Here is a 24,497-nt window from a genome sequence, read left to right on the forward strand (position 1 = left end):
AATCGGGCTAACTACGCCAATCGGGCAAGGGGTTCGATATGCGGACGCCGGAGTCTCGGAATGCGTACATCTGGTGCACGAAATCCAACGGTTCCGCATCGAACGGCGAAGATCCATTGCGTTGATCATCCGGAGTGGTCGCGTCCAGATGCATCCGGGTGGCGCCGCCACTCGGAAGGGTGGGGCGAAATAGCGATACACCCCGTATGGACCGATATTGGGCGCTAAAGGCACGGCGCACCGGAGCTGAATTCCCGCGCCCCGGCGCCGACCGCACGGCGCACTCTCGAGGAGGCACTCCATGCGTGGAGCCACGCACGCCAAATGGGCCGCTTGCGCGGCGGCGGTAGCCCTCGTGGCGACCGCCTGCGGGGGCGGAGGAAGCAGCGGCGGTGGCGGCAACGGCTCCGGAATCGTCTCCTCCTCCTGGGGAGACCCGCAGAACCCGCTGGAGCCGGCCAACACCAACGAGGTGCAGGGCGGCAAGGTCCTCGACATGATCTTCCGCGGTCTGAAGCGGTACGACGCCAAGACCGGCGCGGCCGAGGACATGCTGGCCGACAAGATCGAGACCTCGGACTCGCAGAACTTCACGATCACGATCAAGGACGGCTGGAAGTTCAGCAACGGCGAGGCCGTCGCCGCCCAGTCCTTCGTCGACGCGTGGAACTACGGGGCCAGCCTCAAGAACAACCAGAAGAACGCGTACTTCTTCGGGTACATCGAGGGCTACGACAAGGTCCACCCCGACTCGGGCAGCCAGAGCGCCGACACCCTCTCCGGGCTCAAGGTGACCGGCACCAACACCTTCACCGTCAAGCTCAACCAGAAGTTCTCTACGTTCCCCGACACCCTCGGCTATGTGGCCTACGCGCCGCTGCCCAAGGCGTTCTTCGACGACCACGCGGCCTGGGTGCAGAAGCCGGTCGGCAACGGGCCCTACACCATCGACTCGTACACCAAGGGCTCGCAGATGGCCCTGAAGAAGTGGGACGGCTATCCCGGCGACGACAAGGCCCAGAACGACGGCGTGACCCTGAAGGTCTACACCGACAACAACACCGCGTACACCGACCTGCTGGCGGGCAACCTCGACCTCGTCGACGACGTGCCCGCCTCTCAGCTCAAGAACGTGAAGAACGACCTCGGTGATCGCTACATCAATACACCGGCCGGCATCATCCAGACGCTCGCTTTCCCGTTCTATGACAAGAAGTGGGACACGAGCGGGGCGGTGAAGGTCCGCCAGGGCCTGTCCATGGCGATCAACCGCGACCAGATCACGAACACGATCTTCCAGAAGACCCGCACTCCGGCCTCCGACTGGACCTCGCCGGTGCTCGGCACGGACGGCGGCTTTCAGGACGGGCTGTGCGGCGACTCCTGCAAGTACAACCCGAGCGAGGCCAAGAAGCTGATCCAGGAGGGCGGCGGCCTGCCCGGCGGCCAGGTCAAGCTCTCGTACAACGCGGACACGGGCTCCCACAAGGAGTGGGTCGACGCCGTCTGCAACTCCATCAACAACGCGCTCGGCAACGACAAGGCGTGCGTCGGCAACCCGATCGGTACCTTCGCCGACTTCCGCAATCAGATCGGCCAGCACAAGATGCCGGGACCGTTCAGGGCCGGCTGGCAGATGGACTACCCGCTGATCCAGAACTTCCTGCAGCCGCTGTACTACACCAACGCCTCCTCCAACGACGGCAAGTGGTCCAACAAGGACTTCGACAAGCTCGTCGACGAGGCGAACGCCGAGACCGACCGGGCCAAGGCCGTCAAGCTCTTCCAGCAGGCCGAGGGGGTCGTACGGGACAACATGGCCGCCATCCCGCTCTGGTACCAGAACGGCAGCGCCGGCTACTCGGAGCGGGTCTCCAACGTGGCGCTCAACCAGTTCAGCGTCCCCGTCTACAACGAGATCAAGGTCAGCTGAACCGCCCACGGGGCGAGCCCATGCCAGGGCTCGCCCCGTACTACCTCCGGAGCCCTCATGGGACGGTACGTAATCCGGCGTCTGCTGCAGATGATCCCGGTCTTCATCGGCGCCACACTGCTGATCTTCCTGATGGTGAACGTGATGGGCGACCCCATCGCGGGCCTGTGCGGCGACAAGCAGTGCGACCCCGCCACGGCCGCCCAGCTGCGCAAGGAGTTCGGCCTCGACAAGCCCGTGTGGCAGCAATACCTGACCTACATGGGCAACGTCTTCACCGGCGACTTCGGCACCGCCTTCAACGGGCAGAAGGTCACCGAGCTGATGGCCGACTCCTTCCCCGTCACCATCCGGCTGACGATCGTCGCGATCCTCTTCGAGATCGTCGTCGGGATCGCGCTCGGCGTCGTCACCGGGCTGCGCCGCGGACGGCCCGTCGACACCAGCGTTCTGCTGCTCACCCTCGTCGTCATCTCGGTGCCGGTCTTCGTCACCGGTCTGGTGCTCCAACTGCTGCTCGGCGTCGAGTGGGGCTGGATCAAACCGTCCGTCTCCCCGGACGCCACCTTCGGCGAACTGATCGTGCCGGGCCTGGTGCTGGCCTCCGTCTCCCTCGCGTATGTGACCCGGCTGACCCGCACCTCCATCGCCGAGAACAAGCGGTCCGACTACGTCCGCACCGCCACCGCCAAGGGCCTGCCCCGGCACCGGGTGATCACCAGGCATCTGCTGCGCAACTCGCTGATCCCCGTCGTCACCTTCATCGGCACGGACATCGGTGCGCTGATGGGCGGCGCGATCGTCACCGAGCGGATCTTCAACATCCACGGCGTCGGCTTCCAGCTCTACCAGGGGATCCTGCGTCAGAACACGCAGACCGTGGTCGGCTTCGTGACCGTCCTCGTCCTCGTCTTCCTGGTCGCCAACCTGCTCGTCGACCTCCTGTACGCCGTACTCGACCCGAGGATCCGCTATGCCTGAGCAGCCGCCGTACGAGCCTGAGGCACTTCGCGGACCTGGGGGGTCGGTGGGGCCTCCCCCAGAAGACCTCGCCATGGCCCCGACCGGCATGGGGGGCACCATGGACCTCGGTACCAGTGAAGCTGAGACGCTCGAGAGGACCCCCGGCGGACCGGAGGGCACGGGCCCGCAGGAGAAACCCAGAAGCCTCTGGTCCGACGCCTGGCACGACCTGAGGCGCAACCCCGTCTTCATCATCTCCGCGCTTGTCATCCTCTTCCTGGTGGTCATCTCCCTGTGGCCCTCGCTGATCGCCACCCAGAACCCCCTCAAGTGCGACCTCGCCAAGGCCCAGGAGGGCTCGCAGCCAGGACACCCCTTCGGGTTCGACGGCCAGGGCTGCGACGTCTACACCCGGGTGGTGTACGGGACCCGCGTCTCGATCAGCGTCGGCGTCTGCGCCACCCTCGGCGTCGCGATCCTCGGTTCGGCGCTCGGCGGGCTCGCCGGGTTCTTCGGCGGGCTGGGGGACTCGTTCCTGTCCCGGATCACCGACATCTTCTTCGCGATTCCCGTCGTGCTCGGCGGTCTGGTCCTCCTCTCCGTGGTGACCAGCAATACGATCTGGCCGGTCATCGGGTTCATGGTGCTGCTCGGCTGGCCGCAGATCTCCCGCATCGCGCGCGGCTCCGTCATCACCACCAAGCAGAACGACTACGTGGCCGCGGCCCGCGCCCTCGGCGCGTCCAACTCACGGCTGCTGCTGCGGCACATCACGCCCAACGCCGTCGCGCCGGTGATCGTCGTGGCGACCATCGCGCTCGGTACGTACATCTCCCTGGAGGCGACGCTCTCGTACCTCGGAGTGGGCCTGAAGCCACCTACGGTCAGCTGGGGCATCGAGATCTCGTCGGCCTCCGCCTACATCCGCAACGCCCCGCACATGCTGCTGTGGCCGGCCGGAGCGCTCGCGATCACCGTGCTCGCGTTCATCATGCTCGGCGACGCGGTGCGCGACGCCCTCGACCCGAAGCTGAGGTGAGCGCCGTGCTGCTCGAAGTGCGCGATCTGCACGTGGAGTTCCGGACCAGGGACGGGGTCGCCAAGGCCGTCAACGGAGTCGACTACAGCGTGGACGAGGGCGAGACGCTCGCCGTGCTCGGTGAGTCCGGCTCCGGCAAGTCGGTGACCGCGCAGGCCGTCATGGGCATCCTCGACATGCCGCCCGGGAAGATCACCGGCGGCGAAATCCTCTTCCAGGGAAAGGACTTGCTGAAGCTCAAGGAGGACGAGCGGCGCAAGGTGCGCGGCGCCGAGATGGCGATGATCTTCCAGGACGCGCTGTCCTCCCTCAATCCCGTGCTCAGCGTCGGCGACCAGCTCGGCGAGATGTTCACCGTGCACCGGGGGCTGTCCCGCAAGGACGCCCGCGCCAAGGCGATCGAGCTGATGGACCGGGTGCGGATCCCGGCGGCCGCTGACCGGGTGCGCGACTATCCGCACCAGTTCTCCGGCGGTATGCGCCAGCGCATCATGATCGCCATGGCGCTGTCCCTGGAACCCGCGCTGATCATCGCCGACGAGCCGACCACCGCGCTCGACGTCACCGTCCAGGCCCAAGTCATGGACCTGCTGGCCGAGTTGCAGCGCGAGCTCAACATGGGGCTCATCCTCATCACCCACGACCTCGGCGTGGTCGCGGACGTCGCCGACCGGATCGCGGTGATGTACGCGGGCCGGATCGTCGAGTCGGCACCGGTCCACGACATCTACAAAGCCCCGGCGCACCCCTATACGAAGGGGCTCCTGGAGTCGATTCCACGGCTCGACCAGAAGGGCAAGGAGCTCTACGCGATCAAGGGTCTGCCGCCCAACCTGATGCACATCCCGCCGGGCTGCGCCTTCAACCCGCGCTGTCCGATGGCCCAGGACATCTGCCGGACCGATGTGCCGCCGCTCGCGGAGGTGGACGAGGACCGCAGGAGCGCCTGCTTCTTCTGGAGAGAGACGCTCGACGCCGGGAGCGGCGGCGGGGGAGCGGGCGGGGCGGGAGAGTCCGATGCCTGAGGCGATTCTCGAGGTCAGCGGCCTGGTCAAGCACTACCCCCTCACCCAGGGCATTCTCTTCAAGAAGCAGATCGGCGCCGTCAAGGCCGTCGACGGCGTCGACTTCCACCTCGGCCGCGGCGAGACCCTCGGCATCGTCGGCGAGTCCGGCTGCGGCAAGTCGACCGTCGCCAAGATGCTGGTCAATCTGGAGAAGCCGACGGCCGGGACGATCAAGTACTACGGCGAGGACATCACCCGGCTGTCCGGCAAGGCGCTGAAGGCCGTACGCCGCAACATCCAGATGGTCTTCCAGGACCCGTACACCTCGCTCAACCCGCGCATGACCGTCGGCGACATCATCGGGGAGCCGTACGAGATCCATCCCGAGGTCGCGCCGAAGGGTGAGCGCAGGCGCAGGGTCCAGGACCTGCTCGACGTGGTCGGGCTCAACCCCGAGTACATCAACCGCTATCCGCACCAGTTCTCCGGCGGTCAGCGCCAGCGCATCGGTATCGCACGGGGGTTGGCGCTGCGCCCCGAGATCATCGTCGCCGACGAGCCGGTCTCCGCGCTCGACGTCTCCGTGCAGGCCCAGGTGATCAACCTGCTGGACAGGCTGCAGGGCGAGTTCGACCTGAGTTACGTCTTCATCGCGCACGACCTCTCCATCGTGCGGCACATCTCCGACCGGGTCGGTGTGATGTACCTCGGGCGGATCGTGGAGACCGGCAAGGACGCCGAGATCTACGACCATCCGACGCACCCCTACACCCAGGCCCTGCTCTCCGCCGTTCCCGTGCCCGACCCGGAGGCCCGCGAGCACCGGGAGCGGATCATCCTCACCGGGGACGTGCCCTCACCGGCGAACATCCCGTCCGGATGCCGGTTCCGCACCCGCTGCTGGAAGGCGCAGGAACGGTGCACGCTGGAGGTGCCGCTGCTCGCGGTGCCCGCGGAGTTCCGGCTCACCGAGGGCCCGGCCGCGCACGACTCGGCCTGCCACTTCGCGGAGGAGAAGCAGGTGGTACCGCCCAAGGAGCCACCAGACGATCATGATGACGGGGCGAAATAGGCGTACAAATGTGCATCAACTGCGTTAACACGCAGGCAACTCAGCTGACCCGATCTCGATATACGGACGAGTCAGTCTGAACAACGTACGGCCGTGCGGGTGCCGTAAACGAGCCGGGGTGCGCCATGTCACCCCGGCTCGTTGCCGTGCCCGCCCCAGTGTGGGGCCGCCGTGCCCGCCCCTGAGTGGAGTTGCCACGCCTGTCCCCGTGTGCGAGGGAAAACACATTTTCGATGCTGTGTGAGTGCTGATAGGTTCCTGTGTGGCTAATGGGGGAGCCGGCAACTGACCAAGTCGCGCCCCCTGTTGACGCAATTACATGGGGGACTTTCACATGCGCGCAAAGATCGCGTTTCGCTCTGTCATGACTGCCGCAACCCTGACGCTGATTGGCACGTCCGTGCCGGGTCAGGCTGTTGCCGCCACCGACACGCCGCCGCCTCGCGCAGCGGCCATCAATGCCGACGACCTCACGTTCGCGTCGAAGGCGTCGAAGGAGACCCGCTCCATCGTGGCCGCGAAGCCGTCGGTCGCCGCCACCGCCTCGACGGTGTGCGGAGCGGGCTACACGCAGATCATCACCGCGGAGCGGCTGCCGAGCGACACCACCCGCTACGCGACCGTCTACGTCTACACCAACGGCACCACCACCGGTGACCTGATCTACGACAAGCCCACCTGCGGCGTGCTGTGGAACGACACCGGTTCCGCCCAGTACATGGGGATCCGGCTGAAGGACAACTACACCGCGACTCCCCACGACGAGGACTTCGGCACCTTCAGCACCTACGCGGGCCCCGTGCGCCAGAAGAAGGGCTACTGCGGCGAGGTGTACTCGTACATGAAGAAGGGCGGCAAGGTCGTCATCGACGACCTCTCCTCGGTCGGCAGCTGCAACTGACAGCCGCCACCGGCACTCACCTTCAGGCCAGGGGCTCGATGATCCCGGCGTGTCGGCTCTGCTCCGACACGTCGGTCTGCTCCGACACGTCGGTCTGATCCAACGCGTCGATCTGAACCGACACACCGAGCACGTCCGCGCTCGTATCGAGCGCTGATTCGGCCTGCCCACATCTCATATCCCCGCGGCCGCCGCCGCATGCCCGGCGGCGGCGCGCTCCGCCGCGCCCGCACGCCGTGCCGGTGCGGCCAACTCGCCGCGAAAGTAGGGAAGTTGAAACGCGACATACTGCGGTATGCGCGCATACCCGTGACGACGGCACTCGCTGTGTCGTTGTCGGCGGGTGTCGCCACCACCCAGGCATACGCGCAGGCCGCGCCACCCGGCACGGCCGACGGATGGTCGGCGCCGGCTTCGCCGGGCGCCGGCGCGCAGCCCGGCGCGATCCCCGCCAAGAAGCGGAAGAGCGTCCTGGGCAAGAACTACGGATCCAGCAAGGACCGGGCGTTCACCACGATCGGTGACGGCACTGGATTCCACGTGCTGGTCGCCGGCGAGAAGGACGGCTACGCCTGGAAGACCGCCGCCTCCCTCTCCGAGCCGGGCTTCGACACCGACACCTGGGTCGGCAACGCCTGCCTCACACAGTCCGGGAAGTACGCGGCCGTGGCCTACGCGCCGCGCACCTTCACCAACAAGCCCGAACTGATGACGCGCGGCGCGTTCACCGCGATCGTCGACCTCTCCACCGGCGACGTGAATAAGCTGCCGTTCACCGCGACGCTCGGCTACTTCTCGCCCGGCTGCGGCACCGGTGAGCAGGCCGTGTTCACCGCGCTGACGGACGACACGGCGAAGAAGGACCGGACCCGGCTCGTCACCGTCGACGCCCGCACCGGCAAGGTGAGTGCACGTCAGACAGTGAACGGGCAGGTCACCTCCGCGATCCCCACCAAGCGGGGCATCGTGGCGGCCGAGGGCAACCACCTCGTGCGCGTCGTCGGCTCCAAGGTGCGCACGGTGGCCACGACGAAGACCACGCCGTTCCAGCTCAAGGCCGACGCCGATGGCGGCGTCACCTTCCTCGACCGCGAGCCGGGCTCCGCCGAGCGGCGCACCGCCGCGGGCGAGAGGGCCACGGCCAACGGCGACAGGGCCACGGTCAACCGCGTCACCGTGGCGCAGATCAAGGCGCCCGAGGCGAAGACGCGCCCCGCCGGCCTCGCGTCGGGCCGGCTGACCGAGTTCGACCTCACCTCGACCCCGGCGGGCGAGGTGTACGTCACCGGCAGGGCGACCATGAACTCCCGGGCCGCGGGCCTCCTGCACAACCCCGGCGGCATCGCCAAGGACGCCCGTGTCTCCAGCCGGGGACAGGCCGCGGTCACCGCACGGTGGGCGGACGGGAAGTCCTCCCGCATCACCCAGGCCGAGGCCGACTCCCCCCGTCTGGTGCGCACCGACATCAAGGCGCTGGACACCGGCAGGACGACGATCGTCGACACCAGCCCCGAGGCCGTGGTGCTCGGCAGCTCGGCGAACTACGGCAAGGGCAACGACCTCACCCCTGCCCTCACGTTCGGCGGGAAGCAGGCCGCGCCGCGGGCCGGTGTCACCACCGTGGACACGGACCGTTCGTGCTCGGTGCCCCGCAACGACCCGAAGAAGCAGGCCTTCCAGCCGACCCCGCGGCAGATCGAGTGGGCCGTGGACCAGGCCGTCGTCGGCAAGCTCAACAAGGGCGCGACGCGGCCGGCGAACTGGAAGAACACCGGCATGGCCGCGTACGCGCCGCAGTCGCTGTTCCCCCTCCGGAGCCTGAACGGCGGCTCCGGTGCGGACTGGCACGTTCCGGCGACGGTGATGCTCGGCATCACGGCGCAGGAGTCCAACATGTGGCAGGCCGCCCGCATGGTCGTCCCCGGCGTCACGGGCAACCCGCTGATCGGCAACTTCTACGGCACGCCGCACACGGCGGACGGCAACCAGTCCGACCCGTTCTTCATCGAGTGGGCCGAGGCCGACTGCGGCTACGGCGTCACCCAGGTCACCGACGGCATGCGGATGAAGGGCAAGGAGAAGCCCAACGAGACCGCGCTGTCCCCGACGCAGCAGGAAGCCGTGGCGCTGGACTACGCGGCGAACATCGCCGCCGGTGTCAACATCCTCATCGAGAAGTGGAACCAGACCCGTGCGGACGGGATCGTCATCAACGACGGCAACCCGAAGTACATCGAGAACTGGTTCGCCGCGCTGTGGACGTACAACACCGGCTACCACCCCAAGTCGAAGCCGGAGAACGGCAAGTGGGGCCTGGGCTGGACGAACAACCCCGCCAACCCGCTGTGGAAGGCCAACCGCACCCCGTTCCTGGAGTCGGTCGGCGGTGGGGACGACTACTCGCACGCGGCGCACCCGCAGGACTGGCCGTACGAGGAGAAGGTGATCGGCTGGGCGTCCCGTCCGATCTCCGCGATGTTCAAGCCCGGTGACTTCCAGCCCGGTTACCGCGCCGCCTGGTGGACGACCACCTTGGACCGCACGAGCGCCAAGCCGCCGGTCGGGCTGTTCTGCGACTCGAGCAACGACTGCGACCCCGGCAAGATCACCGACACGGACAGCAACGACACCGGCAAGGGCGCCTGCAAGCTGCCCGGCGACCCGGACGCCAACAACCCGCTGTACCTGAAGTGCTGGTGGAACAAGCCGGCCAAGTGGAAGGACTGCGGCGCCCGCGCGCAGTGCGGCAACCCGGTCCACCGGTTCGACGACACCTACCCCGAGCAGCCGGACGCGGACTCCTACCCGCCGCGCTGCAACACCGGTCTCCCGGCCGGCTCGATGATCGTCGACGATCTGCCCAACGGCACCATCCCCGCGGGCTCCTCCAACCGGTGTGCGGGCGTGTCCTCCGAGGGCAAGTTCGACCTGACCTTCGCGTACCCCAACGGCCGGGTGGACCTCCACCAGATCGGCGCGGGCAACGGCAACCACTTCTGGTTCTCCCACACCCGGTCCAAGACCGGGGACGCCATGGGTATCCGCATGTACACCAAGGGCACCTGGACCCTGAACAGCAGCAAGCGGGGCTGGATGCGGGTGTACGCGCACATCCCGGACCACGGGGCCCACACCCGGCAGGCCGCCTACGTGGTCGGCGGCACCGACTCCAAGAGCCCGACCCGGGTCCACCCGCAGCGGGTGCAGCAGAACAAGTGGGTCGACCTCGGAGTGTTCAACTTCACCGGCGTCCCGACCGTCTCGCTGGACACCAACACCGCCGACGGACGCGGTGAGGAGGACATCGCCTGGGACTCCGTGGCGTTCACGCCGCTGCCGGGCAAGCCGAAGAACTTCGTGGTCGCCATGGGGGACTCCTACTCCTCCGGCGAGGGTGCCACCGCGCCGGAAGGCAAGGACTACTACCCGGAGACCGACTTCCGCGACAAGGTCAACGAGAAGGCCCACGACGAGGGCAAGGCCGAGGTCGACACGACCACGAAGTGCCATCGGTCCAAGCTCGCCTGGTCCCGCCAGGCGACCCTGCCCGGCGCCTCGAAGTCCATCGGGGCGATGGCCGACGCCTTCGACAACAACATGGACTACCACTTCGTCGCGTGCTCCGGTGCCCGCACCTACGACGTGCGGGACGGCAGCCAGGGCGAGGTCTCGCAGATCGACGCGGGCTACCTCGACCAGAACACCACCTTGGTGACGATGAGCATCGGCGGCAATGACGCCCGCTTCTCGGATGTCATCAAGAAGTGCATCGACCTCCCGATCCCCTCCGTCGTCAACTGCCAGGCGGCGTCGATGCCGAACATCGACCCCGACAACGGCAAGGAGACCAGTGGGGAGACCGGCCGGCTGGACGAGTGGGCGCCGAAGTGGCTGCACGACGCCGTCCGTCCCCGGATCGCGAATCTGATCAAGGCCATTCACACCAAGGCGCCGGGCGCGAAGGTCGTCCTCATGGGTTACCCGCGCCTGTTGGAGAAGGACGGCTCCTGCCTCCCGGCGCTGGACAACGTCGAGGGCCAGTTCATCAACAAGGTCGCGGACACCCTCGCCGGCGAGATGAAGGGCGCGGCGTCCGACGCGGGCTCCTACGCGGTCTTCTCCGACCCGCGCGACGAGTTCGCCGGCAAGGCGATCTGCGGCGACCCCGAGAGCATCCACGGCATCGTCACGAGCGGCCGGTCCCAGGCCGACAACGACGGGCCGGGTCCGTCGATGCAGTCGTTCCACCCCAAGCCGGCGGGTGCCCGACTGTACGCCGACTCCCTGGAACACACCCTCCAGGGCAACTGACACCCCCGAGGGGCCGGGCCCACCGGCCCGGCCCCACCACGAGAGGAATCCCATGCGCAAGACGCTCACCACTGTCGGTCTCGCCGCCTCCGCGCTCGCGACCGGCGTCCTGCTGGCCACCCCGGCGGCCGCCGCCTCGGCCACCACGGACTTCGACGTGATCTTCCCCGGCCAGAAGCCGGAGACGCAGTACCACGTGACGAACACCGCCGACGTCTCGGCCGGCAGGATCACCGCGAAGTCCGTGGTCAGCTGGCAGATCCTGGTCGACCAGGTCGTCGACAACAGCAAGCGGTTCACCAGCTTCAAGGTCACCACCCGGTTGGAGTCCCGCCCCGGCAAGGACAACGCCGACGCCGTCGAGACGTCCAGGACGTGCGACCTGACCAAGCTCGTCAACGACAACTACACCTGGTTCCAGATCGAGCCCGTGAACACCTGCACCGCCCCGTCGATGATCTACGACGGTGACCTCTTCTGGTCGTCGGACTCCACGATCGTCTACGACATCGAGGGCGACGGAAAGGGAGCCATCACCAAGGAGATCCTCGGCTCGCCGCTGGTCCACGGCTGATCCAGGGTGACGGGACCGGGGTCCTGAGCAGATGAGTACGGGTACTCAGGACCCCGGCCCACCGATTACGGAAGGCTCGTCCCATGGAACGCCGGCCACGCCGACACGACGGTCTTTTCGCCGTCCTCGTCGGGCTCTTCGACGTCCTGCTCCTGTTCGTCCTCGGCTACGGACTGGTCGTCGCCGGCATCAGCTTCGGCGCCCCCGACCAGTACGAGGTGCAGCGGACGGCCGACGAGCAGCACGGCATCCTCGTCTTCAGCGCATGGCTGGCCGGCGGCGGCTTCGTGCTCGCCGCGGTGCTGCGCTTGTGGAAGACCGGCGTCGTCCACCTCCTCCTCATCGGCGCTCCCCTCCTGGCCTACCTCGCCTGGCAGCACTGACCGGCGGGTTCCCGCATCAGGCGAGCCCCAGTGAGCGCTTCAGGAAGTCGACCTGGAGCAGCAGGAGGTTCTCGGCGACCTGCTCCTGCGGGGTCATGTGCGTGACGCCCGACAGCGGCAGCACCTCGTGCGGGCGGCCGGCGGCCAGCAGTGCCGAGGACAGCCGGAGGGCGTGTGCCACCACCACGTTGTCGTCCGCGAGGCCGTGCACGATCATCAGCGGCCGGTGCGGCTCGGCGGGCGCGGAGAGCCCCTCGTCGGTGATCAGCGAACTCTTCGCGTACGTGTCCGGGCTCGCCGCCGGATCACCGAGGTACCGCTCCGTGTAGTGGGTGTCGTACAGCCGCCAGTCCGCGACCGGGGCGCCCGCGATGCCCGCGCGAAAGACGTCGGGGCGGCGCAGCACGGCGAGCCCCGCGAGCCAGCCGCCGTACGACCAGCCGCGGATCGCCACCCGGGAAAGGTCCAGGGGGAAGGTCTCCGCGAGGCCGTGCAGCGCCTCGACCTGGTCGTCGAGGGAGAGTGTGAAGTCGTCGCGGATCGCCTTCTCCCAGGCGGGGGAGCGGCCGGGGGTGCCCCGGCCGTCGGCGACGATCACCGCGAAACCCTGGTCGGCGAACCACTGCGAGGTGAGGTGCGCGTTGTGCGCGGCGAGCACCCGGGGGCCGTGCGGACCGCCGTAGGGGTCCATGAGGACCGGGAGGGGATTGTCACCGTCGTAGTCAGTGGGCATAAGCACGGCGCATGGGATTTTCCGTGCGCCCCCCTGTGTGAGGGTCACGCGCAGGGGCAAACCAGGATTTTCGGCGTACGACGGCACCGTTGCCACACGTTTTCCCTCGCGCAGCACCTGTACCTGGGCGCCCGGCCGGTCGAGCACCGACGAGACGAGCACGGTCACGCCCCCGGCGCGCACCGCCGAGTGCACGCCGGGCTCCTGCGAGACGCGCTCCATGCCGAGCTCGTTGACGCGGTACACATGCACTTCGCCCGTTTCCGGGCCGGCCGCGGCTTCGCCCGCCGACGCCGAGATCAGCACATCGTCGTCCGACACATCGAGCACCGCGCGCACGTGCAACTGCGGTCCCGTGAGCGGGCGTTCACCGAACGCGAGCACCCGCGCGCCGCCCTCGTCGGCGATCCGCACGAGCTGTCCGCCGGGGCTCCAGCACGGCACACCGGCGAAAAGATCCAGCCATTGTGGATCTTCGTCCGCGTGCACCATCCGGGTCGCTCCGGTGTCCGGTGCCACGGCCAGGAACAGCTGGCTGCGCTGGTCTCGTGCCTGCACCAGGATCAGCGGCGCACCCGACGCTGACCAGTGCACATGCGCCAGATACGGATAGCGCGCCCGGTCCCACACGACCTCCGTGCGCACCCCGTCGAGGCCGATGACGAAGAGCCGCACGTCCGCGTTGGCGCTGCCCGCCACCGGATACGCGACCCGCTGCGGATCGTGTTCCGGTTGCGCCGGATCGGAGATCCACCAGCGCTGTACGGGCGTGTCGTCGACCCGCGCGACGAGCAGCAGGTCGCTCTCCGGCGACCACCAGAAGCCACGCGAACGCCCCATCTCCTCGGCCGCGATGAACTCGGCCAATCCATAGGAAACGGACTCCGATTCGGGCGCAGCGAGCGCGCGGTCGTCCCCACCCTCGGCGCCGACCACGCGCAGGGCGCCCCCGGCGACGTACGCGACGAGCCGTCCGTCGGGGGAGGGGCGCGGGTCGATCACCGGCCCCGGGACCCGGAGTTCGCGTGCCGTGCCGGCCCGCAGTTCCGCCGTGAAAAGCCGCCCTGACAAGGCGAAAGAGGCCAACTCGACTGCCGTGTCGGTGGCGTAGCCGACGACCCCGGCGCCGCCCTCCCGGCTGCGTTCGCGCCGTGCCCGTTCCTCCGGCGGCAGATGCTCGGTGGCGCCCCCGAGCAGCCCCGCCGGATCGGCCGCCATCCGCTCCTCGCCCTCCGCCACATCGAGAACCCACAGCTGATTCGCCCGGTCCGTACCGGAGCGGGACCGCAGGAACACGACACGGGAACCGTCGGGAGACACGGTGAACGCGCGGGGTGCACCGGAGGTGAACCGCTGGGTGCGGGCATACCGGCGCGGGAAGGAAAGAGGCTCGGTCGTCATGCCCTGACCATATTGGCCATGCGCCCCCTTGTGCGGCCGTGCGCCGATCGATGCGCGCGTACGGATAGTTATGATCACTAGCGCTGCGTGGGTATCAACCTGCTGGCTGTTGTATGGATTTACCGACCCCCCATGTCCGACCCCCATACCGGACCCAAGTCCCTGGGATCTTTGGAGGTGAGCCGCCGTGGCACTCTCGATTTCGGCGGTGGTGCTGCTGGCGATCATCGTCTTTCTTCTGGTCAAGAAGTCAGGACTGAAAGGCGGGCACGCCATCGTGTGCGTCCTGCTCGGGTTCTACCTCGCCTCCTCCACAGTCGCTCCCACGATCAATGAGCTGACCACGAACATCGCGGGCATGATCGGCAGCATCAAGTTCTGAACCGCGCCCGGCCGAGCGGCGGGGCGGTCGCCTCGTAGGGTGGGTTCCATGACGGAACTGCCCGACCGGCGTCTGCTCCTGGTGCATGCGCACCCGGACGACGAGTCGATCAACAATGGCGCGACCATGGCCAAGTACGCGGCCGAGGGCGCCCACGTGACGCTGGTGACCTGCACCCTCGGCGAGGAGGGCGAGGTCATCCCGTCCGAGCTGGCGCATCTGGCGCCCGACCGCGACGGCGGGCTCGGCCCGCACCGGATCGGTGAGCTGGCCGCCGCCATGAAGGAGCTGGGCGTCACCGATCACCGGTTCCTCGGCGGTCCCGGGCGTTTTCGCGACTCCGGGATGATGGGCGTCGAGCAGAACCACCGCACGGGCGCCTTCTGGTCCGCCGATGTCGACGAGGCCGCCGAGTACCTGGTGGAGGTGATCCGCGAGGTACGCCCCCAGGTGCTCGTCACCTATGACCCGCAGGGCGGCTACGGGCACCCGGACCACATCCAGGCCCACCGCGTGGCCATGCGCGCCGCCGAGCTGGCCGCGAGGGCCGCCTTCCGCCCGGATCTCGGCGAAAACTGGGAGATCGCCAAGATCTACTGGAACCGGGTGCCGCGCCCGGTGGCCGAGGAGGGATTCGCGCGGCTGCGCGAGACGCTGCCGCGGCTGCCGTTCACCCAGTCCGCCGCCGTCGACGACGTGCCGGGCGTCGTGGACGACTCGGTGATCACCACCGAGGTCGACGGGACCGCGTACGCCGCCGCCAAGGCCGCCGCGATGCGGGCGCACGCCACCCAGATCGAGGTGGCCGAGCCCTGGTTCGTCCTCTCGAACCAGCTCGCGCAGCCCCTCCTCACCACCGAGTACTACGAGTTGGTGCGCGGCGAGCGGCCGGCGACGCGGGAGAGGGACTTGTTCGCGGGCATCGCGACCGGTCGGGCGGAGGCGGGCGCGCGATGAGGACGACCGATCGGCGAGAGGCAGATGTGCGATGAGTACGACGGGACAGCGCGGGAACATGCTCGCCCAGCCACTGAAGCGGCCCTCGGGCGGGCGGATGGCCGCCTACCTGGGACTCTTTGTGCTCGGAGTAGTGGTCGGGGCCGCCGGGGCGCTGGTGCAATCCGGCTGGTTCCCGGGCGGGTTGCTGCTCGCGCTGGTGGGCGCCGCCGGGCTCTTCCTGGGCGGCGCGCGGGCGACGCAGTCCCGCGCCGGGGCCGTGGCGCCCGCGGCCGGCTGGATGGTCGCCGTCGTCTTGCTCACCGCGAGCCGCCCCGAGGGGGACTTCCTCTTCGGCGCGGGAGTCGTGTCCTACCTCTTCCTGCTCGGCGGGATGGCCGTCGCTGTGATGTGCGCCACCCTTGGACAGGGGCGGCAACCGGACGGTTCCGGCGTCCGACTTGGCAAGTGACGTACCACTTCGCCGTATCCAACAGGTGCGGGTCCCGTGGGGGTTTCCTTCCCGGGCGAGGTTTGCGCGACGGACACGGCCAGTATGGTGGTGCGCGCCGCCGAGCTGCCCGAGATGAGGTCGAGTAAACGGGCGGCGGAGCCAACCGGGAGAACTTGCCTTGAGTCGTGAAACTGACAGTTCGTCCTCCGGGCCCAACGGCCGCGGTGGAGCCGCGTACCCGTCGGGGACGCCGCCGTACGGGACCCCCACGGCTTCCGAAAGCGGCGTTGACGCGGGCCGTTCGGCCACCGGCAACCCGCCGGAGGAGCGCAAGACCGAGACCACGCTGACGACACGGATCCGGATCAACATCCCCGGATCGCGGCCCATCCCGCCCGTCGTCGTCCGCACACCGGTCGCAGACGCGGACGGGTCCGTCGCGTCCACCGAGAGTGCCGACGGCGCGGGCGCACAGGCGCCCCGGGGCGTGAGTTCGCCCACGGGCGCGCCCCCGGCGACGGCCACCCCCGCGTCCACGACCACGTCCACTTCCATGCCGGCGGCCGCCTCCGCGGGCGGTCCCGCCGGGGCGCCCGCCGCGGCCGAGGAGAAGACGAGCGACTGGTTCGCCCCCCGCAAGTCCGGTGCGCCCAAGGGCGGGCCCGGCGGCGGGTCCACCAACGGGGCGGGCCTGCCGGGCGGTTCGGGCCCCGCGGGCGCGGGCGACTCCACGGGAGCACAGGGCGGCCGTCCCGGTGCTCCGGGCGGCGCGCGTCCGAGCTCCACGAACGGTGCCGGTCCGCTGGGTGCCACCGGCGGCGCCCGGCCCGGGGGCGCGAACGCCCCCCGCCCCGGCGGGGGCGGCGGTACGAACGGTGCCGGGCTGCCCGGTGCCACCGGCGCCGGACCCGTGGCGCCCGGCCACGGCGGCGGCACCGGTTCCTTCGACGTCTCCGCGGCGCTGAGCAACACCGGGTCCTTCCCGTCCGTCGGATCCGGCAACGGCGGCGAACCGCGGCGCGACGAACTTCCGTACTTCTCGGAGGGCGGTCAGGGCGGTCAGGGCGGCCCCGCCGGCCCCACTGGCGGTCCGGTCACCGGAGACGGCCCGCTGGTGCCGCCGGCCGGTCCGGGCGTGGCACCGGGCAGCCTGGCCGCGGGCCCGGGCACGGGATACCCGGGAGGTGCTCCCGGTGGTCCCGGCGGCGCTCCCGGCGCGCCGGGCGTCACCCCGCGCGGCGGTCTCAGCGGTGGTCTCAGCGACGACACCGCGATCCTCACGCCGCAGAAGCCGGCCCCCGAGCCGGGCGCCGGTGGCTACGGCGGCCCCGCGGACAACGTCTCCGGGCACACCCTGACCAGCGGCATCCCCGTCGTACCGCCCGCCCAGAACTCCCCGTTCGGGCCGGGCGCGCACACCGACGGCCCGCTGCCGCACACCCCGCCGAAGCTGCCCGAGCCGGTCCAGCAGCCCCCCGCCTCGTCGAGGCCGGCGAAGAAGAAGGGCCGCAGCAAGCTGAAGCTCCTGGGCGTCGGCGTGTTCGTCGTCGCCGGTGGCGCCTATGGCGCCGGGCTGCTCATGAACCACTCGGACGTGCCCAAGGGCACCACCGTGCTCGGCGTCGACATCGGCGGCGGCACCCGGGACGAGGCCGCCAAGAAGCTCGACGACGCCTTCGGTGCCCGTACGAACAAGGCGCTCAAGCTGTCGGTCGACGGCGACACCGTCTCGCTCAAGCCGGACCAGGCCGGGCTCCAGCTCGACAGCCAGGCCACCGTCCGCGCCGCCGCGGGCAGTGACTACAACCCCGTCTCGGTGATCGGCTCGCTGTTCGGCCAGGAGCGCGTCGTCGAGCCCGTGATGCCGGTCGACGAGGAGAAGCTGCAGGCCGCCCTGGAGCGTGCCGCGGGCGGCTCCGGCTCGGCGAGCGACGGCACCATCAAGTTCCAGGCCGGCAAGGCCGTCGCCGTGTACGGCAAGGCGGGCAAGGGCATCGACGTGGAGTCCTCGACGCAGGCCGTGGAGGACGCGTACCGCACCCAGGTGGAGACCGGCACGACCACGCCGGTCAAGGTCGCCACCAAGACCCGTCAGCCGACGGTCTCGAACGCCGAGGTCGACCGGATGATGACGAAGTTCGCGAAGCCGGCGATGTCCGCGAACGTCACGGTGCGCACGGATGCCGTCCACACCATCTCCTTCAGCCCGCAGAACTCCATCTGGAAGTTCCTGAGCGTGCAGGCGGTCAACGGCAAGCTGGTCCAGCACTACGACCTCAAGGTCCTCAAGGAGCTGTACGGGGGAGCCTTCGACGGGGTCACGATCACCAAGGGCGACGGCAGCAAGAAGGCCGTGAGCCCCGAGGACGTGGCCTCGGCTCTCGGCCAGGCGCTGCTCGGGAAGACGACCGCCGACCGCATCGTCACCATCCCCACCAACCCCAGCTAGCGGGCGCGCTCCCGCTTCGCCTTCCGGAGGGCATCCGGCCGTGGTTTCCCCGGCCGGGTGCCCTCTAGTCGTACGCCAGGACAGAACGGGTCAGACGCGCGGTATGACATCTGTCATCCGCGACTGAGGACACGCTGCACTGCCGACGCCCCTTCCGCGCCGCGACGATGGATCACATGACAACGACTGCGGCGGCCACCACTTCGGTGGTCGGGTTCGAATCGGTGACCAAGGCCTACGGGAGCGTCCGGGCCGTCGACGGGCTGACGCTCGACCTGCACCCGGGCGAGACCGTCGCCCTGCTGGGGCCCAATGGCGCGGGCAAGTCGACCACGCTGGACCTGCTCCTCGGCCTCAAGCACGCCGACAGCGGCGCGGTCCGGGTGTTCGGCACCAGCCCGCGCGAGGCGATCGTCGCCGGGCGGGTGGGCGCCATGCTGCAGAGCGGCGGGCTGATGGACGAGGTCACCGTCGGCGAACTGGTGAAGCTCGCCTGCGATCTGCACCCCAAGCCGTTCCGGGCCACCGACGTACTGGCCCGCGCGGGCATCTCGGGGATAGCCGACCGCAAGGTCGACAAGCTCTCCGGCGGCCAGGCCCAGCGCGTCCGCTTCGCCCTCGCCACGGCTGGTGACAGCGACTTGATCGTCCTCGACGAACCCACCACCGGCATGGACGTCTCCGCCCGTCAGGCCTTCTGGGCCACCATGCGCGAGCAGGCCGACCAGGGACGTACGGTCCTGTTCGCCACGCACTACCTGGAGGAGGCCGACGCGATCGCGGACCGCGTGCTGGTCCTGCACCGAGGCCGCCTGCTGGCCGACGGCACCGCCGCCGAGATCAAGGCGAAGGCCGGCGCGCGCCGCATCGCCTTCGACCTGGACGGCCCGGTCGACGAGGGCTCGCTGCGGTCGCTGCCCTTCCTGACGTCGATGACCGTGTCCAACAGCGGCTTCGCCGCGGGGTCGGGTCAGACCGTCCGCATCCAGTCCTCCGACGCCGACGCGACCGTGCACGCGCTGTACGGGCTCGGCGTCTACCCCCGCAATCTCGAAGTGGCCGGGCTCGGTCTGGAGCAGGCCTTCGTCGCCATCACGGCCGCCGAGGAGGCGAAGTCGAAGTGAACGGCCTCATCAAGCTGGAACTCACCCGCGCCCTGCGCAACCGCAAGTTCCTGTTCTTCTCGGTGGTCTACCCCTCGGCCCTGTTCCTGCTCATCGCGGGCAACGCCGACAGCACGGCCGAGGTCGACGGCACCGGCCTCACCGTCCCGACCTACATGATGGTCTCCATGGCCTCCTTCGGCGCCCTGACCGCCGTCCTGATGGGCAACAGCGAGCGCATCGCCAAGGAGCGCGAGAGCGGCTGGGTACGGCAGCTGCGGCTGACCACCCTGCCGGGCCGCGGCTATGTCCTGGCGAAGACCGCCAGTGCCGCCGTCGTCAGCCTGCCGTCGATCGTGATCGTCTTCGTGGTCGCCGCGGCCGTGAAGCACGTACGCCTGGATGCCTGGCAGTGGCTCGCGCTGACCGGCGCGATCTGGGCCGGCAGCCTCGTCTTCGCCGCGCTCGGCGTCGCCATCGGCTACCTCGCCAGCGGCGACGCGGTCCGCCCGATCACCATGATCACCTACTTCGGCCTGTCCATGCTCGGCGGCCTGTGGATGCCGGCGACGACCTTCCCGGACTGGCTGCAGAACATCGCGAAGTGGCTGCCCACACACGCGTACGCTGCCCTGGGGCAGGCCATCGAACAGAGCCGGGCCCCGCACGCCAGGGACATCGCCATCCTCGCCGTCTTCTTCGTCCTGTTCGCGGGCGGCGCGGCGTGGCTGTACCGGAAGGACACGCTGAAGGCGTGAGCGCCATGACGGAAGACCCGCGGTCCGACGCATCCCGGTCGGAGCGGCTGATACGCATGGGGCAGCCGCCCCGCAACCGGGCCGAGCTGCGGCGCAAGGTGCTGTGGATCGGCGTCTGGCTCGTGTTCCTCAGCTCACCGGTGAAGGACCTCGTCTCCGGACACCACACCACCGGCGGCACCGTGGCGGGCTGGCTCGGCCTCGCGGCCTTCGTCGGGGTGTATCTGTCGCTGGTCTTCCGGAACATGGGCAAGCCGTTCACCGGACGGCTCGTCGTCGGCCTCATCCTGGTGCTGGGCGCGCTCGCCACCCTGCTGTGCCTCACACTCGGCGGCGCCTGGCTGGGCCTCTACTGCTACGTGTCCGTCGCCTGCGGGTCCACCCTGCCGCTGCGGCTGGCGTACGGCGCGATCCCGGCGACGACCGGCGTGATGCTGCTCGTGGGCAGCCGGGTCGACCGGGAGGAGGCCCAGAACCTGGCCCTTCTGGTGCTGCTCATCGGATTCGCCATGACCGGTGTCGGCCAACTGGTCCGTACGACCATCGAGTTGCGCAAGGCCCGTGCCACCGTCGCCCAGCTCGCCGCCAACGAGGAGCGGCTGCGGCTCGCCCGCGACCTGCACGACCTGCTGGGTCACTCGCTCTCCCTGATCACGCTCAAGAGCGAGCTGGCCGGGCGGATGCTCCCCGACCACCCCGAGAAGGCGGCCCAGCAGGTCGCGGACATCGAACAGGTCAGCCGCCAGGCCCTCGTCGACGTGCGCGAGGCGGTCACCGGGTACCGTCGGCCCCGGCTGGCCGGAGAACTCGCGGGCGCGCAGGTCGCGTTGACCGCCGCGGGCGTCACCGCCGACCTGCCGGCCGAACCGGACCTCACCGGCGTCTCCGAGGAGAGCGAGTCCGTGCTGGCCTGGGCGCTGCGCGAGGCGGTCACCAATGTCGTACGGCACAGCGGGGCCCGGCGCTGCGCGGTGGAGGTCGCCCGACGTCAGACACTGGACGGCCCGGTGCTCGAACTGTCCGTGGAGGACGACGGTTCGGGCGGTTCCGCGGGCACCCACGGCAACGGTCTGACCGGGCTGACCGAACGCCTGGAGAAGGCGGGCGGATCGCTGGAAGCGGGGAGGGTGCGGCACGGCTTCCGGCTGGTGGCGCGGGTACCGACGGAGGCCCCCCTGGCCACGGGCAGCCACCCCGTAGGATCCGGGGCATGAGCCGCACGATCAAGGTCCTGCTCGCCGAGGACCAGTCGATGGTCCGCGAGGCGCTGGCCGCGCTGCTGGGCCTCGAACCGGACATCGAGGTGGTAGCCCAAGTGGCGCGCGGCGACGAAGTACTGGCCGCGGCCCGTGCCCTGGACGTCGACGTCGCGCTCCTCGACATCGAGATGCCGGGCCGGACGGGCATCGAGGCCGCGGCCGAACTCCACAAGGAGCTGCCGCGCCTCAAGCTGGTCATCCTCACGACCTTCGGCCGTCCCGGCTATCTGCGCAGCGCGATGGAGGCCGGAGCCGACGCCTTCCTCGTCAAGGACGCACCGGCCGCCCAACTCGCCGAAGCCGTACGCAAGGTACTGGCCGGCGAGCGGGTCATCGACCCCACCCTGGCGGCCGCCGCCCTCGCCGAGGGCGCCAACCCCCTGACCGACCGCGAACGCGAGGTCCTCCGAGCCGCAGCCGACGGCTCCACCAACGCGGAGCTCGCCACGACCCTGCACCTGTCGCAGGGCACCGTCCGCAACTACCTCTCCACAGCCATCCAGAAACTGGCAGTCCGCAACCGCGCGGAGGCGGTCCGCACGGCAAGGGAGAAGGGCTGGCTGTAGCCCCGAAAGGGGCGCGGGGAACTGCGCGACAAGCCCCCACCGGCAGGCACCCAAAAGACAACCCAGGGGGATCTGGGGGGCGAAGCCCCCAGGTACGGGAATGGGCAGGGGCGGCGGGGGCGAAAAAGCCCTTCCCCGGCTTCAGTTGAGCATCGCCCGTGCGGCATGGGCCTGTTGGCGTACCCGTGCCGCGGCCGGTTCGTCGACCGCGGCCACCACGTCGGCGTACGCGTCGAGTTCGGCGGCACCTCCCAGGAAGTCACCACGCTGGACGAGGAGTTGGGCGCGCTCGTAGCGCAGCCGCGCCGGGTGCGAGGGCAGCAGCAGGGACAGCTCGACGGCCCACAGGGACACGTCGGAGCGCTCCGGCCGGGCGGCGGCCCAGGCCCGGATGTTGTTCAGAATGCGCAGCACGACGTCGAGCGGATCGGCGGGCGAGAGCATCGACGGGTCGAGCGGGGCACCGGTCGCCCCCGCGACGAGCAGCTCCGCGTCGGAGCCGGTGAGGACACGCCCCCCGTCGAAGGGATCGGCGAGCACCTGCTGCTGGAAGAAATCACTGAGCGAAGCTCCTTGAGGGGTGGCGGTCGGGTGGCGGGTGGGAGGCCCGAAGCCGACGACGAAGTGCCCGGGCAGCGCGACCCCGTACACCGGCGCACCGCCCCGCCGCGCGACCTCCATCCACACCACGGAGAGCAGGATCGGCAGCCCGCGCCGCCGCCGCAGCACCTCGTGCAGCAGCGAGGACTCCAGCCGCTGGTAGTCGGCCGGCGAGCCCCGGAACCCGCAGCGCCCGCCGAGCAGCTCACCCAGCGCGGCCGCCCAGGACCGCGGCCCGCCCGGGCGGAACGGCAGCTGCCCCGCCAGCCGGTCCAGCTCGATCTGCGCCGCGTCCATCCCGGCCTCGTCCAGCGTCCCGTCCGCCGCTGCCCCCACCAGCAGGCACAGCACCGCCAGATCGGGCCGCTCGGCCCGTGCCTCATCGGCGAACCGTCGCCGCACCTCGGCGGCCCGCTCCGGCTCCGGTGGCTGGGGGGAACGCATAGCTGGCTCGTGCCCCTTCACACCGATCGATACGAGTCGCCGACACCGAAACCGCCGCTCTCGCCGTTCCGGAGGCCGGTCGGCTCGTCGGTCCGGCCCGAGGCGCCGCCGCCGAGCGGGCCGAGGCCCCGCTCGTCCGGCCGCTCGACAGCGCCCTCCCCGGCGTCGGTGTCCGGCGCCCACCGATAGTGGTGGTACGCGTGATGCGGCCCGAAGCCCATCTCCGCGTACATCGCCCGCGCCCCGGCGTTCTCCTCCTCCACCTGGAGCCAGGCCGCCGAGGCGCCCTCGTCCAGGGCCCGCCGGGCCAGCGCGGCCATGACGGCGGTGGCCAGACCCTGGCGGCGGTGGGCGGGATCGACCTCGACCGCGGCGAAACCGGCCCAGCGCCCGTCGACCACACAGCGTCCGATCGCCGCCGGAGTCTCCCCCTGCGCACCGGGCACCGTCGCGAACCACACCGAAGGCCCACTGCCCAACACCTTCAGGGCCACCTCGCTCAGCCCCTTCCTCTGATACCGGCCGAGCCACGCGTCGTCCGCCTCGCGGGAGAGCATCACCCCGGGCGCCTCCCGGTCCGCGACCGGCGCGAGCGAGCCGATCCACATCTCGGCCGTCACCTCACGCGTCCAGCCGCGTGCCTCCAGCTCAGCACACAACAGCTCCTGTGTGCCCTCGGCGCCGGTCGCGGTCTGGATGTACGCGGGCAGGTCACGGACGGCGTACCAGTCCCGTACGTACCTCAGCGCCTCGTCCAGCGGCACGCCGGGGTCACCGAGCGGCAGGACGGAGTTGGCGCGCCGGGTGAAACCGGAGGCCGCACGCAGCTCCCACTCCCCGAGCCGCTCGCTCTCCACCGGCCGCCACGCCCGCGCGGCGACCCGCACCAGCTCCTCGTACGAGGCCGCAGGGCCCCGGCGACGCGCCGGAGCGGACGGCACGACCTTGCCCGCGACCAGGGCGGATTCCGCAATCCGGACACGTTCGCCGGTCCGTCGTGTGATGAGCAGCACACCTTCGTTCCATGATGTGAGAACACCAACCGTGTCGGTGAACTTCTCACCCTCGGCGGCATCTTTGATCATCCGCCGAACAGAGACACGTTTGCCCACGTCAGCAGCGGTGATACGGACCTCGAGGCGGCCGGAAGCAGAGATTTCCACAGGTCAGTTCACCCCTCCTGTTCGGATCATGCCCAAGAACGGAGATACTAGGGGCGGGCATCGACG

Annotated in this window: 20 protein-coding genes; 17 read left to right on the forward strand and 3 right to left on the reverse strand. The window is 69.7% G+C overall.

The genetic code is table 11. From position 1 onward, the window contains the following. Positions 1 to 301: 301 nt before the first annotated feature. The 9 genes from AB5J53_RS31400 (at position 302) to AB5J53_RS31440 (ending at position 12,183) form a co-directional block, all read left to right on the forward strand. On the forward strand, positions 302 to 1,933 hold the full coding sequence (locus tag AB5J53_RS31400; RefSeq protein WP_369248985.1) for an ABC transporter substrate-binding protein: 1,632 nt from the start codon (positions 302 to 304) through the stop codon (positions 1,931 to 1,933). Between the two features lie 57 nt (positions 1,934 to 1,990). Further along, positions 1,991 to 2,914: an ABC transporter permease gene (locus AB5J53_RS31405; RefSeq protein ID WP_369248986.1), complete on the forward strand. Its 924-nt coding sequence runs from the start codon at positions 1,991 to 1,993 to the stop codon at positions 2,912 to 2,914. 100 nt (positions 2,915 to 3,014) lie between these two features. Further along, entirely contained in the window at positions 3,015 to 3,935 is a 921-nt protein-coding gene (locus AB5J53_RS31410) for an ABC transporter permease (protein WP_369248987.1), read from the forward strand. 5 nt (positions 3,936 to 3,940) lie between these two features. Beyond that, a complete protein-coding gene (locus tag AB5J53_RS31415; RefSeq protein WP_369248988.1) occupies positions 3,941 to 4,960 on the forward strand; it encodes an ABC transporter ATP-binding protein in 1,020 nt (339 codons plus the stop codon). Continuing rightward, positions 4,953 to 6,014: an ABC transporter ATP-binding protein gene (locus AB5J53_RS31420; protein WP_369248989.1), complete on the forward strand. Its 1,062-nt coding sequence runs from the start codon at positions 4,953 to 4,955 to the stop codon at positions 6,012 to 6,014. Before AB5J53_RS31415 ends, AB5J53_RS31420 begins: the two co-directional genes overlap by 8 nt. 364 nt (positions 6,015 to 6,378) lie before the next feature. Further along, positions 6,379 to 6,915, forward strand: coding sequence for a hypothetical protein (locus tag AB5J53_RS31425; RefSeq protein ID WP_369248990.1), 537 nt, complete (start codon positions 6,379 to 6,381; stop codon positions 6,913 to 6,915). A gap of 273 nt (positions 6,916 to 7,188) precedes the next feature. Beyond that, complete coding sequence (locus tag AB5J53_RS31430; RefSeq protein ID WP_369248991.1) at positions 7,189 to 11,226, forward strand: SGNH/GDSL hydrolase family protein; 4,038 nt, start codon at positions 7,189 to 7,191, stop codon at positions 11,224 to 11,226. Positions 11,227 to 11,278: 52 nt separating this feature from the next. After that, positions 11,279 to 11,800, forward strand: coding sequence for a hypothetical protein (locus AB5J53_RS31435; RefSeq protein ID WP_369248992.1), 522 nt, complete (start codon positions 11,279 to 11,281; stop codon positions 11,798 to 11,800). An 83-nt stretch (positions 11,801 to 11,883) separates the two neighbouring features. Next, positions 11,884 to 12,183, forward strand: a complete 300-nt coding sequence (locus tag AB5J53_RS31440; protein WP_369248993.1) for a hypothetical protein — start codon at positions 11,884 to 11,886, stop codon at positions 12,181 to 12,183. 16 nt (positions 12,184 to 12,199) lie between these two features. Here the strand turns inward: AB5J53_RS31440 and AB5J53_RS31445 are convergent, their stop codons facing one another. Further along, positions 12,200 to 14,317 carry a prolyl oligopeptidase family serine peptidase gene (locus tag AB5J53_RS31445; RefSeq protein ID WP_369248994.1) on the reverse strand — a complete coding sequence of 706 codons (2,118 nt, stop codon included), beginning with the start codon at positions 14,315 to 14,317 and terminating at the stop codon, positions 12,200 to 12,202. 187 nt (positions 14,318 to 14,504) lie between these two features. Here AB5J53_RS31445 and AB5J53_RS31450 point away from each other — a divergent pair, with 187 nt between their 5' ends. The 8 genes from AB5J53_RS31450 to AB5J53_RS31485 all read left to right on the forward strand — a co-directional run bounded on the left by AB5J53_RS31450 (position 14,505) and on the right by AB5J53_RS31485 (position 22,224). Next, on the forward strand, positions 14,505 to 14,699 hold the full coding sequence (locus AB5J53_RS31450; protein WP_369248995.1) for a hypothetical protein: 195 nt from the start codon (positions 14,505 to 14,507) through the stop codon (positions 14,697 to 14,699). A 48-nt stretch (positions 14,700 to 14,747) separates the two neighbouring features. Continuing rightward, the gene (mshB, locus tag AB5J53_RS31455; protein WP_369248996.1) at positions 14,748 to 15,656 is read left to right on the forward strand and encodes an N-acetyl-1-D-myo-inositol-2-amino-2-deoxy-alpha-D-glucopyranoside deacetylase; all 909 of its coding nucleotides are present in this window, start codon (positions 14,748 to 14,750) and stop codon (positions 15,654 to 15,656) included. Between the two features lie 58 nt (positions 15,657 to 15,714). Beyond that, positions 15,715 to 16,107 (forward strand): DUF6113 family protein, encoded by a 393-nt coding sequence (locus tag AB5J53_RS31460; RefSeq protein ID WP_369252591.1) that lies wholly within the window; start codon positions 15,715 to 15,717, stop codon positions 16,105 to 16,107. A 160-nt stretch (positions 16,108 to 16,267) separates the two neighbouring features. Beyond that, positions 16,268 to 18,538, forward strand: a complete 2,271-nt coding sequence (locus AB5J53_RS31465; protein ID WP_369248997.1) for a hypothetical protein — start codon at positions 16,268 to 16,270, stop codon at positions 18,536 to 18,538. 176 nt (positions 18,539 to 18,714) lie between these two features. Beyond that, a complete protein-coding gene (locus AB5J53_RS31470; protein WP_369248998.1) occupies positions 18,715 to 19,662 on the forward strand; it encodes an ABC transporter ATP-binding protein in 948 nt (315 codons plus the stop codon). Next, entirely contained in the window at positions 19,659 to 20,399 is a 741-nt protein-coding gene (locus AB5J53_RS31475; RefSeq protein WP_369248999.1) for an ABC transporter permease, read from the forward strand. The genes AB5J53_RS31470 and AB5J53_RS31475 overlap by 4 nt, the downstream gene beginning before the upstream one ends. Positions 20,400 to 20,404: 5 nt before the next feature. Beyond that, positions 20,405 to 21,613: a sensor histidine kinase gene (locus AB5J53_RS31480; protein WP_369252593.1), complete on the forward strand. Its 1,209-nt coding sequence runs from the start codon at positions 20,405 to 20,407 to the stop codon at positions 21,611 to 21,613. Then, a complete protein-coding gene (locus AB5J53_RS31485) occupies positions 21,610 to 22,224 on the forward strand; it encodes a response regulator (RefSeq protein WP_369249000.1) in 615 nt (204 codons plus the stop codon). Before AB5J53_RS31480 ends, AB5J53_RS31485 begins: the two co-directional genes overlap by 4 nt. 141 nt (positions 22,225 to 22,365) lie before the next feature. On the opposite strand, the gene AB5J53_RS31490 is transcribed toward AB5J53_RS31485, so the two are convergent. Together AB5J53_RS31490 and AB5J53_RS31495 are read right to left on the reverse strand one after the other, a co-directional pair. Beyond that, complete coding sequence (locus tag AB5J53_RS31490; RefSeq protein WP_369249001.1) at positions 22,366 to 23,268, reverse strand: tetratricopeptide repeat protein; 903 nt, start codon at positions 23,266 to 23,268, stop codon at positions 22,366 to 22,368. Positions 23,269 to 23,285: 17 nt separating this feature from the next. Further along, positions 23,286 to 24,431, reverse strand: a complete 1,146-nt coding sequence (locus tag AB5J53_RS31495; RefSeq protein ID WP_369249002.1) for a GNAT family N-acetyltransferase — start codon at positions 24,429 to 24,431, stop codon at positions 23,286 to 23,288. Between the last annotated feature and the right edge of the window lie 66 nt (positions 24,432 to 24,497).

This window comes from Streptomyces sp. R41 (assembly GCF_041053055.1).
Lineage (GTDB): Bacteria > Actinomycetota > Actinomycetes > Streptomycetales > Streptomycetaceae > Streptomyces.

What these genes read in the sequence shown, in the direction of transcription:
- AB5J53_RS31485 (WP_369249000.1), top strand. Translation starts at nt 21,610, where the DNA reads ATGAGCCGCACGATCAAGGTCCTGCTCGCCGAGGACCAGTCGATGGTC.
- AB5J53_RS31435 (WP_369248992.1), top strand. Translation starts at nt 11,279, where the DNA reads ATGCGCAAGACGCTCACCACTGTCGGTCTCGCCGCCTCCGCGCTCGCG.
- mshB (WP_369248996.1), top strand. Translation starts at nt 14,748, where the DNA reads ATGACGGAACTGCCCGACCGGCGTCTGCTCCTGGTGCATGCGCACCCG.
- AB5J53_RS31460 (WP_369252591.1), top strand. Translation starts at nt 15,715, where the DNA reads ATGCTCGCCCAGCCACTGAAGCGGCCCTCGGGCGGGCGGATGGCCGCC.
- AB5J53_RS31440 (WP_369248993.1), top strand. Translation starts at nt 11,884, where the DNA reads ATGGAACGCCGGCCACGCCGACACGACGGTCTTTTCGCCGTCCTCGTC.
- AB5J53_RS31470 (WP_369248998.1), top strand. Translation starts at nt 18,715, where the DNA reads ATGACAACGACTGCGGCGGCCACCACTTCGGTGGTCGGGTTCGAATCG.
- AB5J53_RS31400 (WP_369248985.1), top strand. Translation starts at nt 302, where the DNA reads ATGCGTGGAGCCACGCACGCCAAATGGGCCGCTTGCGCGGCGGCGGTA.
- AB5J53_RS31445 (WP_369248994.1), bottom strand. Translation starts at nt 14,317, where the DNA reads ATGACGACCGAGCCTCTTTCCTTCCCGCGCCGGTATGCCCGCACCCAG.
- AB5J53_RS31425 (WP_369248990.1), top strand. Translation starts at nt 6,379, where the DNA reads ATGACTGCCGCAACCCTGACGCTGATTGGCACGTCCGTGCCGGGTCAG.
- AB5J53_RS31420 (WP_369248989.1), top strand. Translation starts at nt 4,953, where the DNA reads ATGCCTGAGGCGATTCTCGAGGTCAGCGGCCTGGTCAAGCACTACCCC.
- AB5J53_RS31480 (WP_369252593.1), top strand. Translation starts at nt 20,405, where the DNA reads ATGACGGAAGACCCGCGGTCCGACGCATCCCGGTCGGAGCGGCTGATA.
- AB5J53_RS31405 (WP_369248986.1), top strand. Translation starts at nt 1,991, where the DNA reads ATGGGACGGTACGTAATCCGGCGTCTGCTGCAGATGATCCCGGTCTTC.
- AB5J53_RS31410 (WP_369248987.1), top strand. Translation starts at nt 3,015, where the DNA reads ATGGACCTCGGTACCAGTGAAGCTGAGACGCTCGAGAGGACCCCCGGC.
- AB5J53_RS31490 (WP_369249001.1), bottom strand. Translation starts at nt 23,268, where the DNA reads ATGCGTTCCCCCCAGCCACCGGAGCCGGAGCGGGCCGCCGAGGTGCGG.